This window comes from Mycobacterium simulans (assembly GCF_900232995.1).
GTDB lineage: Bacteria > Actinomycetota > Actinomycetes > Mycobacteriales > Mycobacteriaceae > Mycobacterium > Mycobacterium simulans.
Genome location: NZ_OCVX01000003.1, coordinates 284,492 through 296,996 on the forward strand (window position 1 = coordinate 284,492; position 12,505 = coordinate 296,996).

The window sequence follows — 12,505 nt, forward strand, 5'->3', positions numbered from 1 at the left end:
ACAGATGAAGGACCTCACTGCGGTTGTCGCGACTGTGGCGCTGAGCTTGACGCTGGTTGGTTGCGGCTCTGACAACAAGAGCGAGACCAAGACAACAACGTCCACAACCACGTCGACCTCGACATCGACAACCGCACCGCCGACAACCAGCGGCACGGCGGGCCCGCAGGCCAACTACACCATCGCCGACTACATCAGGGACAACCACATTCAGGAGACCCCGGTCCATCACGGCGATCCCGGCTCCCCGACCATCAACCTGCCGGTGCCCAACGGGTGGAAGTTACTCCCCGAAAGCTCCAACGCGCCCTACGGCGGCATCGTCTTCACACAGCCTGGCGATCCCAACGATCCACCGACGATCGTGGCGCTAGTCTCCAAGCTGACCGGTGACGTCGACCCGGCAAAGATCATCCAATTCGCTCCGGGTGAACTGAAGAACCTGCCCGGATACGAGGGCTCCGGCGACGGAAGCGCGTCCACGCTCGGCGGGTTTCAGGCATGGCAGCTTGGTGGTTCCTACACCAAGAACGGCAAGAAGCGGACCGTCGCACAGAAGACGGTGGTGATCACCGGCCCCAACGGCGTGTACGTGCTGCAGCTCGACGCCGACGCCCTCGACGCCGAGACGGGCGAATTGATGGATGCCACCAACGTCATCGACGAGCAGACGACCATCACGCCCTGACGCAAAACCGCGATCCCATGCCGAACGGATCCGAGGTCCTTCTAGGGCAGTTGGAAGCCCAAGGTGTGGACTGCGTGTTCGCCTCTCCGATCGCGGTCATGGCGCCAATCTGGGAAGTGCTGGCCCGCAGGGCCGACGACCGGAAACCCCGTTACTTCCGGTGCCGCCATGAACTTCTGGCGGTCAGTCTGGCCTCCGGCTACTACAAGGCCACCGGCCGAAGCCAGATCGTGTTTTTGCCGTCGTCACTGGGGGTCCAAAACGGTTCCATGGGCCTGCACACCGCGCTGCAGGAACGGACCCCGATGACCGTGCTGGCACCGGACACACTTAGCTACGGCGAGGATCCCAGTGCCGACCCCGGTCCCGAGTGGCCCTCCCTGCTTGTCGATCTGGTCGGTCCAGCGCGCAACGCCGAAGCCGTTGTCAAATGGGCGAAACGGGCACGAACCGCTTCCGAACTTGTGCACGAACTGCGTCGCGCCTGCCTCATCGCCGAGTCGGTGCCGCGCGGTCCGACGCTGCTGGAGATCCCATTCGACCTCTTGGTTGGCACGGGTCACGACGAGATTCCGGACTGGGTCACGCCGGCCCCGGTTGTGGCCAGCGAAGAACAGATCGATCAAGCCGCTCAGATTCTGGCCGACGCACAGTGCCCACTCGTCATCACCGAACACGGCGGTCGCACCGACGAGTCACGCGACGCCCTGGTGAGGATCGCCGAAGCACTGTCAGCACCGGTCTTTGAGTTCATGAGTCCCGCCTATCACAACTTCCCGCGCAGTCATCCGCTCTACGGCGCGGGACCGGTCGAGGCGGTGCTGGGTGAGGCCAGTGAGGTCGACGCCATTCTGCTGGCCGGCTGCAACGCGCCGTGGCATCCGCCGCATCCGGCGCTGCGCCCGGGGTGCGCCGTCATCCACGCCGAGGAGGACCCGCTGCGCCCGCGGGCCGCGTACTGGGGCTACCCAACCACCCACACCATCCCCGGAGACCTCGCCCGCAACCTCCGCGCGCTGGCCGCCAACCTGGGCATGCGGTCGACCCCCCGGCCCGATGCCGTGCAACGCTGGTCGCGCCACTCCCAGGCGGTTCGCGCCAAGGACCTCGACGACTCCCGTCAATCACGCTCGCAGCCAACGGGTTTCGTACCGGCGGCCGAGCTTTTCCGGCAATTGCACGACGCCTTGCCCGATGATGCGATCTGCGTCGACGAGATCATCGCCCAGGTGCCGCACATGATTCAGTTTTTATTCGAGCACAAGCCCATTCGGCAGTACCGCGGCTGGGCCGGGGCGCTGGGGACCAGCCTGGGTACCGCACTGGGAATCAAACTCGCACAGCCCCAACAGCTCGTCGTGTCGGTGTTGGGCGACGGGGCCTGGCATTACAACCCAGTCCCGGCGGCACTGGGATTCAGCCAGGAGTACTCAGTCCCGCTGCTGATCGTGCTCTGCAACAACCGAGGTCTGGCGTCGCAGACGTGGAACGTCCTGCGCTACTTCCCCGACAGCGAAGCCGTTCGCGACCGCAACTTCGTGGGCGACGTCATCAGCCCCACACCCGACTATGTCAAGGTCGCGCAAGCCTACGGCGGGGACGGCGAGCGTGTGGACGCAGCTGCCATGCTGCGACCGGCCCTGCAGCGCGCACTTGACGTCGTGGCCGTTGGCCAGACCTTTCTGCTCGACGTCTTGGTCAACCCGTAGCTGGCGGACCGATTTGGTCATACGGTGTTGGCATGACAGAACAGTCGTATGCGGTCGACATCGGACATCCACCTTCGGCGCTACTTCGCCTCATCAACCCGGGGCTAGTCCTCCTGTTGGGTACTCCACTCGCGGGCCCCTTGCGTAAGCAGCTGATGGTGTTGAAATTCACCGGGCGAAAATCGGGGCGGCAGTACTCAATTCCGTTGAGCGCCCACGTGATCGACGGCGATCTCTATACGCTGACCAGCGCGGCATGGAAGGCGAACTTCCGCGACGGTGGGGACGCCCAGGTCAACTACGACGGTAAGACGACCGCGATGCGCGGCGAACTCGTCCGGGACTCCGCGATCGTTCCCGATCTTTACCAGCGCTGCGCCCAGTCCTATGGCGTCAAGCGCGCACAACGCATGATGGGATTGAAATTCCGCGACGACCGCATACCGACGCGGGAGGAGTTCGCCGAGGCGATTGACCGGTTGAAACTGGTAGCCATCCGGTTGACTGCGGCAACATAACTCCTACGCCGACATCGCGAATCAATTGCGCACAGCGCTGTCCTGCCTGCTGTCAGCGGTCATTGCTGCGGGCCTTGTCGTCGCGTGTTCCCGCGGGCCCCTAGACCGCACCTCGTACGCGGCCGCACCCTGTCCACAGCCGAACTTTCCCGGCGTGCCGCAGGCCGATTTGGGTTCGAACTACAGCTGCGGGTACCTCACGGTGCCCGAGAACCGCGACGATCCGAAAAGTCGCACGATCCGGATCCTCGTCGCCAAGGTGAAGGCCGCCAGCGATAAGCCGAAGCCGGACCCCATCGTCTTCCTGGCCGGCGGTCCCGGTGGTGCCGGCACGCTCAGTGCGCTGGGAGTGGTCGCCGGCGGAATGAACGCCGACCGCGACGTCATTTTCGTCAACCAGCGTGGCACCGTTCATAGCGATCCGCACCTGAGCTGCCCCGAAATGGACGACTTCGCCGACACAGCAGTGCAATTGGATTTCCAGGCTCAGTCGACCGCAGACCTGGACGCGGCAGCGGTCACCGCCTGCCGGACGCGGCTGACTTCGACCGGTGTGCATTTCGCGTCCTACGACACCCGGGAGAACGCGGCCGATATCGCCGACCTACGGGTGAAATTGGGCATCGAGCAATGGAACGTCTACGGCGTCTCCTACGGCACCGATCTGGCGCAGCAGCTGTTGCGCAATCATCCGCAGGGCATCCGGTCGGTGGTCCTGGATTCGGTGGTGCCGCCAAACCTGAACCTCGTCGAGCACTGGTGGGAGGCTCCCGCCAGCGGCCTGGCCGCGATCTTCGCGGCGTGTGCCGACCAACCTACCTGCGCCGCCGCCTACCCGGACCTGCCGACGGTATTCCTCAACACCGTCAACAAGTTGAGCCAGAAACCGCTGGAGGCCACCACCACCGCCCCAAACGGTGACGACGTGCTGAAGGTCACCATCGACGGCTCCAAGCTGGTCACTCTGCTGATCGACTGGAGCGCCGATCCCGCCAAAGTGACCGACATTCCACGGATGATCTTCGCCCTCTCCAAGGGTGACGGCAGTCTGGCAGGCGCTGGGATCGCGGCGAATGTGCCACCGCCGCCAGAACGCGGTCTCTTGGGCGCCGGGCTGGCGTTGGGGGCGTACTGCCAGGAGATGGCGAACTGGACCACGCCGGACCAGGCCCTATCCAAGGCGCGGTCGGCGATGCCGCTGCTACCCGATTCGGTCCTGCGGATTACTCCGACCGGCAGCTGGATCTTCCGGGAGTGCGGCGCCTGGGGACTGGGCAGGTCGGATACCGCCGATGCCCTTCCGGTGTTCAGCAAGGTTCCCACGCTCATCCTGTCGGGCTCGTTCGACTCCAGCACCGCGCCGCAATGGGTCAGGGAGATCACCCCCAGGCTCAACAACTCCCTGGCTTTGCGTTTCCCCGGGGTGGGTCATGGAGTGCTCCCGACTTCCTCCTGCGCCCAGTCGATCATGACGGCATTCCTCAACAACCCGAGCGTCGATGTCGATCAGTCCTGTATCGCGCTCTCCAAGTTCCCCACGTTCAGCGTTCCCTGAAGCATGTCGATCAGAGTTGGCCGCAGAGTCTTTCGACGAGACTGACCATCCTCGCGTGATGTGAACCGGCCCAGTAGATCTGCCCACATTCCACACACCGGCTGAATTCCTGGTAGTACCTGCGGGTTAACGGCTGAAGCTGGGAGAGCACCTCGTCTTTGGTTACCACGGCCAACCCGCCGTTGCACCGCAAGCACCGGGTGAACGGCGCCAACCGTTGGCGTAGGTCCAATCGCCGTATCACCTCGAGCGTCTGCTCTTCGGGGTCTTGTGAGCGGACGAACAGCCCATGCGTGATGGACCGGCGCTTCAACAGGCCGCGGTCTCGGGTCAGCAGGATCCGCTGCTGATCGAGGCTGACGTCGGCAAGCGTCGGGTCGTCGGCGTCGCTGGACCACCACACGTCGAACCCCAGCAATCGAAGCAGCCTCGCCAGCCGCCCGAGGTTGACATCGACGACAAACCGCGGATTACGCAGAGGCACCGGCCTCAGCTTCGCCGTCGCCCCGATGTCGACCGCCTCGAACATCGGGTAGGCGGCGATACGGTCCCCCGCGGTCGGCCGGTGGGAGAAGTCCACGGGATCGCCGTTCACCAGGATGAGGTCGACCTCGGTATGCGGAATGCCCATTGCCTCTAGCACATCCTTCACCGTCTGATGACTACGGAACGGACGGCGCACGGTCAGACCGCGCGACCCGGGCTCTAGGAAGTCGTTGAGCTCGGCGTATGCGCGCACCTCTACATGGCCGACATCGCCGGTCATCTGCTCATGGTCACCGACGGAATCGCCCGGAGGCAAGATATAGGGGAATCACGACAAGAGAGGCGGTCGCGGGGGTCCGATCGGCGTCCCGACTCTGACTCAGCCGCAACACTTTTCACCTCGGTAGCGGCGCTTTATCAGCGCGCGCGAATCTGGACGATCGGCTCGGATCCCGGGCTGCTGCGCCTTCGGATGGCAATCCGGACCACGGCAGCCTTGGCCTGCTCGCTGCTGGTGCTATACGCGCTGACCAGGGCGACCGGGCAGTCCCTGACGGTCGCTCTGCTCGGCGTCGTTATCACGATGATCGCGGCGCGATCGGTCACCGAACCGGATCCGCAGCAGCAAAGGATCACCATGGCTCTGCTGCCGGTGCCGGCCGCGCTTTGCATCACCGCGGCCACGTTGCTCGCGCCCCACCAGATCGCCGCCGAAATCGTGTTCGTGGTGATCGTCTTTATCGCGGTCTATATCCGCCGCTTCGATGCCCGCGGGCGGGCGCTGGGCATGGTCGCGTTCATGGCCTATTTCTTCACCTTGTACCTGCGGGCAAACCTGGCTGAGTTGCCGTGGCTGATCGGCGCGGTTCTGGTGGGCACGCTGTGCACGTTTGTCATGAGCACCTACGTCATGCCCGATCGACCAGAACGCGTGCTGCGAGCCACGATTCGCTCGCTGCGAGCGCGGATGGCCATCGTCGTCGACACCACCGCCGACGCGATCCGGGCGGGCCGATTCGACGAGCGTCGGCGGCGCCGCATACGCGCGCGGATTACCCGGCTCAACGCCACCGCACTGATGGTGCAAAGCCAGATCGAGGACACGTCCAACCCGGCCACGCTGGCGCCTGGAGTCAGCGCCGAACATCTTGCCCCGTGGTTATTCGACGCCGAACTGGCCGTCGAGTGGGTCGCGATCGCGGGTCAGCGGACCGCGGCCGACGCGGCGGAAATACCCGTCGCCACCCGCACCGAACTGGCTGGCGCGCTCACCAAACTCGCCTGGGCGATAAGGGTCCCCCAACCCGACGGGCTGCAACAAGCCGCGAACCTGGCTCAAGCCGTACTCGACAAGGAACCTCAGCCCACCTCAACCGATCACGACAGCGAACCCGCGGTGCGCCGACTTGCCTTAGCGATAATCGCCGCGGCGAAGGCCACTGCCGAAGTCCGGGCACTGGTCGAGCACGCGGTACCTGCCGGACACGGCGAAAGCACACCGGCATCGGACGACAATGGTGTGAACACCGGCGCCGCGAGCGAACCAGCGGGCCTGTTGCCAACGACCCGTCAAGCAATCCAGGTATCCATCGCAGCATCGCTGGCCATCATGACTGGCGAGTTGGTATCGCCGGAGCGCTGGTATTGGGCGGTGATCGCGGCGTTTGTGATCTTCGCCGGGACCAACTCCTGGGGCGAAACCCTGACCAAGGGTTGGCAGCGCCTGCTTGGCACCGCACTCGGCGTGCCGAGCGGCATGCTGATCGCCACGCTGGTCGCCGGGGACAAGGCCGCTTCGCTCGTCATGATCTTCGTATGCCTGTTCTGCGCCTTCTATTTCATGAAGGTCACCTACAGCCTTATGACGTTCTGGATCACCACGATGCTGGCGCTGTTGTATGGGCTGCTCGGGAACTTCAGCTTCGACGTGCTGCTGCTGCGCATCGAGGAGACCGCCATCGGCGCCGTCATCGGCGTCACCGTCGCGATCCTGGTACTGCCGACCAACATCAGAACGACCATCCGCAACGACACCCGCGCCTTCCTGATGTCCTTGTCCGCACTGATCCAGACCTCCATCGCGAGCATGTTCGATGACGACGACGCCGCGAGCCCGACCGAGCAGGCGCGTCAACTCGACCGACACCTGCAACAGTTCCGGGAAACCGCCAAGCCGCTGCTCGCCGGGGTTGCCGGGTTCGCCGGCCGACGCAGCATTCAAAGGAGCCTGCACCTGTTCACCGCCTGCGACCGATACGCACGCAACCTGGCCCGCAGCAGCGAGCAGTATCACGACCCGCACTGCCCTCAAGAGTTGTCGGATGCCGTGTCCGCCGCAGCAGCGCAGACGCAACGCAACATCGACGCGCTGGTTGCCGCACTCGACGGAGCCCACGCCGTGACGGTCAGCCCCGCGGCCGATCTGCTCGACACCGCCGAAACCCTAGCCAGGCAGCAGGACGGCACGTCCAATCAGGCAGAGCCACCGCACAATACGCGACGACTCCTCACCGCGTTGCATTCGCTGCGCCGGATCGAACGGGCAATCATCGCAGCCGCTGCCCACCTGGGCGCGGATGCCGGCCTCAAGCTGAGCACCGCCGAGACTTTGACAAAGTCGCCATCGTCGGCGCACCACGATGGGAGCAATGGTGCGTCAATGTGGCCGCGGCCCTTGTGATGACCGGCGAGCTGCGGACATTCGACCGCGATAGCTTGGCCGCGGCTTGGCAGTGGGTGCGAGCCTAGCGTGACCTACTGCTGTGGCGCGGGCTTCAGCAAGCTGAATGCCCCACCCTGCGGGTCGGACAGGACGGCACACCGTCCTACCGACGGAATATCGAACGGTTCCGCGAGAACCTGGCCACCCTCGGCACGCGCCTTGGCCGCCGTCGCGTCGACGTCGTCGACCGCGAAATAGACATGCCAGTGGTTCGGCACGCCGGGCATCGGCGGTTCCATACAGCCGCCGACATCCGCTCCGCCGGCCTTGAGCACACGGTAGTTCTGACCGGGAGCCATCTCCATCGTGGTGTAGGTCAGGCCTAGCACCGCGTCGTAGAATGCCAACGCCAAATCCGGCTTGTCCGTGATCAATTCGTTCCATATCACGGCGCCTGTCTCGTTGACCAAAGTCGCGCCGATGTGCTGGTTAGCCTGCCATAGTCCCACCGCCGCGCCGGTCGGATCGGTGACAAAGGTCATCCGACCCGCATCGCCGATGTCGAACGCCGGCATCAACACTTGCCCTCCTGCGATCGACACCTCATCAACCACCGCGTCGACATTGTCCACAGCGATGTAGGTGTTCCACGCAGGCGGCCGCCCCTCGGGTGCACCCGGCGGCATCGGCGCGATGGCTGCGACGGTTTCTCCGTTCAATGTGGCCATTGCGTATACACCGCCGCCGCCGGGCATCTCGTTGTCGTCATAGCTCCAGCCCAATAGCGACGAGTAGAACTGTTTGGCAGCGGACTGATCAGTGGTCTGCAGGTCGACCCAGTTCGGTGTGCCCTGTGCGTATTCGGTTCTCTTGGGCATGATTGACCTTTCAGTTAGTTGGTGGCCGCGGAGATGCCGGTCGGCCCGCGGCCGGTGAAGGCGATCAGTCGATCCAGGACCGGGGCAAAAGACCCGACTGCCACCGGTTCGGCGAAGCCCGCGTAGCTACGCGCCGCCGGGGTGATAACTTTGCCGGCCACCCCCAGAACGTACTCCGACACAGGCTCGGACACAACCACTTGACGACCAGTGGCGATCGCGAAATCCCAAGCGTGGACCAAGAATTCGAGGCACAAGATGCCGACAGGCATGACGGCAGGCACTTCGTTCGCGTTCAACTCGACGGTGCCATCCAAACCTCGTCGCCGCCACGCCTCGAGCACGGCCTGCGCCGCGTCCGCCACCTGGGTTTCCAGCGGTGCGTCCAAGTCGCGGGGCGGCGGCTGGGCGCCCGCGGCACCACCGATGATCGTGAGGGATCGCATCAGATGGTCCGCCAGCTGCGACACGTCATATTCCTTGCACGGCGTCTGCTTGGACAGGTCGGAGGAGCCCAGCCCGCGCAGCACATGCTGCAGGACCGCCAATGTTGCTTCGGCGCAGGACAATTCGTCGAGCGGGTCGGGCACTGCCGCCCATTCGTCAGGACCGGCGTCACCGACCTGGCCGGCGGCGACGAGCCGGTCGAGGAAGTGATTCCAGCCTTCGGCGTGCCGGGCGGCCTGCTCGTCTGTCAGCCCATCATGAACCAGCCGGACCTCGGTGCCGCCGTCGACCGGCGTCAACGTGACGGTGACGGTTGAACCACCCGGAGGTGGATCGCCGTGCTCCTCCCACCCCCAGGAGAACACCATCCGCTTGCCGGGATCCACCTCCACGACGGTTCCTGCCGCGATGTTCCCCGGGGTCACCGTCCATCGGTAAGCACCACCCGCCCGCAGCTCGACACGGGCGGTGACTGTCATCCAACGCCGCAGCCGCTCCGGCTGGGTGATGAGCGCGAACGTGCTGGCCGGATCCAAGGGCACGACGACTGCTTTTTCGAAGGGCATGGCGCACTCTCCTCACGACAGTTCGTAATCGGTGGCGTCGGCAACGAGGCGGTCCAGCTCATCAGTCCAGAACGACGCGAAAAGCGCACGTAGCCGACGCATCCCGTGCTCGTCGAGGCGGTAATACCGTTCCCGTCCCTGTTTGCGGGCAGTGACCAGGCCAACCTCGGCGAGGATCGCGAGATGCTGCGATATCGCCGAACGGGTAACCGGAAATTGCAATGCGAGCTGGGTGACGGTGCGTTCGCCCGGCGCCAGGAGCTGCAGCAGTCGGCGCCTAGTTGGCTCTGCTGCGACTTCCAGCAGGTCGAGCACACGTCGATACGTTAGCGCTTGCTAACGCATTGAGCAATATGGCCAATGTAGCCGCCGACACATGCCTAAGGGCACAATTGCAGTGTGAAAGTAGCGATCAGCGGCGCCGGCGTGGCAGGAGCGGCGGTCGCCCACTGGCTCTACCGCACCGGCCACACCCCGACGCTGATCGAGCGGGCGCCGAAATTCCGCACCGGCGGCTACATGATCGACTTCTGGGGCGTCGGCTACCAGGTGGCCAAACGCATGGGCATCGAGGATCGGATCCGCACCGCCGGTTACCAGATCGAACGCCTGCGCTCGGTCGGCTCCAACGGCGAGGTCAAAGCCGACATGGACGTCAATGTCTTGCGCCGCATAATCGGCGACGATTTCACCAGCCTGCCTCGCGGTGATCTGGCCGACGCGATCTACGCCAGCATCGAAGACAACGTCGAGACGATCTTTGGCGACGGCATCGCCACCATCGACCAGGACAGCGACGGCGTCCATCTGACCTTCGAGCAGAGCCCGCCGCGTGATTTCGACCTGGTCGTCGGCGCGGACGGCTTGCACTCGAACGTGCGTCGTCTCATCTTCGGGCCAGACCGCAATTTCGAGCACTATCTCGGCTGCAAGGTCGCAGCCTGCGTGGTCGACGGCTACCGGCCCCGCGACGACCTGAGCTATGTCCTCTACAACACGCCAGGCAGACAGGTGGGGCGTTTCGCGCTGCGCGGCGACCGCACCATGTTTTTGTTCATCTTTCGCGCCGAGCACGACGACACCGACGAATCACCAAAAGCTCAGTTGCGCAACGAGTTCGGCGATGCCGGCTGGGAATGCCACGATATCCTGGCGACGCTGGACGACATCGACGACCTGTACTTCGACGTGGTCAGCCAGATCCGCATGGACGGCTGGTCACGCGGCCGGGTCGCACTGATCGGCGACGCGGCTGGCTGCATCTCGTTGCTCGGCGGCGAGGGCACCGGCCTCGCGATCACCGAGGCTTACGTGCTGGCCGGCGAACTGCAGCGCGCCGACGGTGACCACCGCCGCGCCTTCGATGCGTACCAGGCGCTGCTGCATCCGTTCATCGAGAGCAAGCAAGCGGGTGCGGCGAGATTCATCGGATTCTTTGCCGCGCGAACCCGATTCGGCCTGTGGTTCCGCAACCTGGCGCTGCGCACGATGAACTTTGGACCGCTGGCAACGCTTATTGCCGGCAATGTGCGCGACGACATCGAGCTACCCGACTATGGGATCTAGCCCGTCTGCCGAGCGGCCGGGCACGCTGGCGGCGCTGCTGACGGCACGTCCTTGATCGCGCGAACGCTGATGCGAGCGCCGCGGCCGGGCACCTGGATGACGTGCCTGAGTTTCTGCCGTTCGCCGGCCGAGGTCGTGGTGTTCAATTCGGCCCGGCGCAGGATTTCGCGCAGCACAACCCTCATTTCGGCCATGGCGAAGGTAGCGCCGAGGCAGCGTCGGTTGCCGCCGCCGAACGGCAACCAGGTGGTAGGGCTCAGGGTGGCGCCCAGCATCCGGTCCGGGTCAAACCGATCCGGATCCGGGTAGATCGCGGCGCTCGCGTGCACCAGCGATATCGACGGCATCACCATCGTGCCGGCTGGCAACCGATAGCCGGCCACTTCGACCGGCTCGGTCAACACCCGGCCCAACTCGTAGACCACCGGGCGGATCCGCAACGTCTCCTTCGCCAGCGCCTCGAGATACTCGTCGCCGGCCGGATCGCCAGCCGCGCTGGCCTCGGCCGCCCGTATCGCCTTCTGCAGGGCGTCCGGGTGGCGAATTAGGCGCTCCAGCACCCAGGACAGCGCCGTCGCCGTGGTTTCGTAACCGGCCACCAGCAGCGTGATCAGCTGGTCACGCAGTTCGCGGTCGTTCATCGCGGGTTGGGCGCGCACTAGCATGGCCAAAGTGTCGGCGCGTGAATCCAGATTCGGATCGGCGCGTCGGTCGGCAATTTCCGCGTAGAGCAGACTGTCGGCCTCTGCGATTCGCCATTGCAATCCTCGCCAGGGACGGCGGCGCAGCAGGTTCTGGTTGGCGATTGCCAGCATCTGCCACGGCCCCAAGTCGAGCAGCTTGGGCATCACCTTGCGCAGCGCGGCCAACCGGGCGGGGTCGGTGGCGCCGATGACCATCCGCAAGGTCACCTCGAGTGTTATCTCAGACATCTTCGGCGCCGCGGGGAACGGCGTGCCTACTGGCCACCCGGAGATGTTCTCCGCAGCGATCTCGGCCATCAACCCGGTTTGGCGCGCAACGGCATCGCGGTGGAACGGGGGCAACATCAGGCGGCGCCGATCCCGATGCAACTCGTCGTCGATCACCAACAGGGAAGTGTCCCCAAGCAAGCCGCGCAGCATGGTGTTTGCCTCGCCGGCATGAAAGACGCTTGGATCGCCGGCAAACACCGTCTTGATATCGGCCGGATCGGCCAAATACACCAGCGTGCCCATCCAGGGGACGCGCAACGTGAAAACGTTGCCGTAGCGCCGATGACAGGCATCGACAAATTGCGTCCAGCGGCCCAGTGTGAACACCACCTGCAACCAGCGCGACAGCCGACGTCCGGGCGGCAGCCGGAACGACGTGGTGGTGTCAGTCATGGACGCCATTCTACGATCGGTGTCGAGACGGGCCCGGTCCACCAACCTGAAGCCGCAAATACT

Annotated in this window: 10 protein-coding genes and 1 pseudogene; 7 read left to right on the forward strand and 4 right to left on the reverse strand. The window is 64.8% G+C overall.

Features of this window, described 5'->3' with window-relative positions; all coding sequences use genetic code 11:
* Positions 1–4: 4 nt before the first annotated feature.
* The 4 genes from MSIMFI_RS01995 to MSIMFI_RS02010 all read left to right on the forward strand — a co-directional run bounded on the left by MSIMFI_RS01995 (position 5) and on the right by MSIMFI_RS02010 (position 4,470).
* Entirely contained in the window at positions 5–688 is a 684-nt protein-coding gene (locus tag MSIMFI_RS01995; protein ID WP_191495932.1) for an LpqN/LpqT family lipoprotein, read from the forward strand.
* A 17-nt stretch (positions 689–705) separates the two neighbouring features.
* Positions 706–2,397: a thiamine pyrophosphate-binding protein gene (locus tag MSIMFI_RS02000; RefSeq protein WP_191495933.1), complete on the forward strand. Its 1,692-nt coding sequence runs from the start codon at positions 706–708 to the stop codon at positions 2,395–2,397.
* Between the two features lie 32 nt (positions 2,398–2,429).
* Positions 2,430–2,915, forward strand: coding sequence for a hypothetical protein (locus MSIMFI_RS02005; RefSeq protein ID WP_191495934.1), 486 nt, complete (start codon positions 2,430–2,432; stop codon positions 2,913–2,915).
* A gap of 154 nt (positions 2,916–3,069) precedes the next feature.
* On the forward strand, positions 3,070–4,470 hold the full coding sequence (locus MSIMFI_RS02010; protein WP_224770036.1) for an alpha/beta hydrolase: 1,401 nt from the start codon (positions 3,070–3,072) through the stop codon (positions 4,468–4,470).
* A 10-nt stretch (positions 4,471–4,480) separates the two neighbouring features.
* Here MSIMFI_RS02010 and MSIMFI_RS02015 read toward each other — a convergent pair whose 3' ends face one another.
* A complete protein-coding gene (locus MSIMFI_RS02015; protein ID WP_191495935.1) occupies positions 4,481–5,236 on the reverse strand; it encodes a Mut7-C RNAse domain-containing protein in 756 nt (251 codons plus the stop codon).
* A gap of 192 nt (positions 5,237–5,428) precedes the next feature.
* Between MSIMFI_RS02015 and MSIMFI_RS02020 the strand changes: the two genes are divergently transcribed.
* Positions 5,429–7,636 carry an FUSC family protein gene (locus MSIMFI_RS02020; RefSeq protein ID WP_224770037.1) on the forward strand — a complete coding sequence of 736 codons (2,208 nt, stop codon included), beginning with the start codon at positions 5,429–5,431 and terminating at the stop codon, positions 7,634–7,636.
* Entirely contained in the window at positions 7,579–7,704 is a 126-nt protein-coding gene (locus MSIMFI_RS27685; protein ID WP_224770219.1) for a SpoIIAA family protein, read from the forward strand. The genes MSIMFI_RS02020 and MSIMFI_RS27685 overlap by 58 nt, the downstream gene beginning before the upstream one ends.
* Before the next feature lie 6 nt (positions 7,705–7,710).
* On the opposite strand, the gene MSIMFI_RS02025 is transcribed toward MSIMFI_RS27685, so the two are convergent.
* Together MSIMFI_RS02025 and MSIMFI_RS02030 are read right to left on the reverse strand one after the other, a co-directional pair.
* The gene (locus MSIMFI_RS02025; protein WP_191495936.1) at positions 7,711–8,496 is read right to left on the reverse strand and encodes a VOC family protein; all 786 of its coding nucleotides are present in this window, start codon (positions 8,494–8,496) and stop codon (positions 7,711–7,713) included.
* 14 nt (positions 8,497–8,510) lie between these two features.
* Positions 8,511–9,815 (reverse strand): annotated as a pseudogene (locus MSIMFI_RS02030) (TIGR03086 family metal-binding protein).
* 93 nt (positions 9,816–9,908) lie between these two features.
* Between MSIMFI_RS02030 and MSIMFI_RS02035 the strand changes: the two are divergent.
* Positions 9,909–11,075 carry an FAD-binding domain gene (locus MSIMFI_RS02035; protein WP_191495937.1) on the forward strand — a complete coding sequence of 389 codons (1,167 nt, stop codon included), beginning with the start codon at positions 9,909–9,911 and terminating at the stop codon, positions 11,073–11,075.
* On the opposite strand, the gene MSIMFI_RS02040 is transcribed toward MSIMFI_RS02035, so the two are convergent.
* Positions 11,072–12,442, reverse strand: coding sequence for a cytochrome P450 (locus MSIMFI_RS02040; protein ID WP_191495938.1), 1,371 nt, complete (start codon positions 12,440–12,442; stop codon positions 11,072–11,074). The genes MSIMFI_RS02035 and MSIMFI_RS02040 overlap by 4 nt on opposite strands.
* Between the last annotated feature and the right edge of the window lie 63 nt (positions 12,443–12,505).

Coding starts and splice junctions, on each gene's coding strand:
- MSIMFI_RS01995 (WP_191495932.1), top strand. CDS start 5: ATGAAGGACCTCACTGCGGTTGTCGCGACTGTGGCGCTGAGCTTGACG.
- MSIMFI_RS02000 (WP_191495933.1), top strand. CDS start 706: ATGCCGAACGGATCCGAGGTCCTTCTAGGGCAGTTGGAAGCCCAAGGT.
- MSIMFI_RS02005 (WP_191495934.1), top strand. CDS start 2,430: ATGACAGAACAGTCGTATGCGGTCGACATCGGACATCCACCTTCGGCG.
- MSIMFI_RS02015 (WP_191495935.1), bottom strand. CDS start 5,236: ATGACCGGCGATGTCGGCCATGTAGAGGTGCGCGCATACGCCGAGCTC.
- MSIMFI_RS02020 (WP_224770037.1), top strand. CDS start 5,429: ATGGCAATCCGGACCACGGCAGCCTTGGCCTGCTCGCTGCTGGTGCTA.
- MSIMFI_RS02025 (WP_191495936.1), bottom strand. CDS start 8,496: ATGCCCAAGAGAACCGAATACGCACAGGGCACACCGAACTGGGTCGAC.
- MSIMFI_RS02040 (WP_191495938.1), bottom strand. CDS start 12,442: ATGACTGACACCACCACGTCGTTCCGGCTGCCGCCCGGACGTCGGCTG.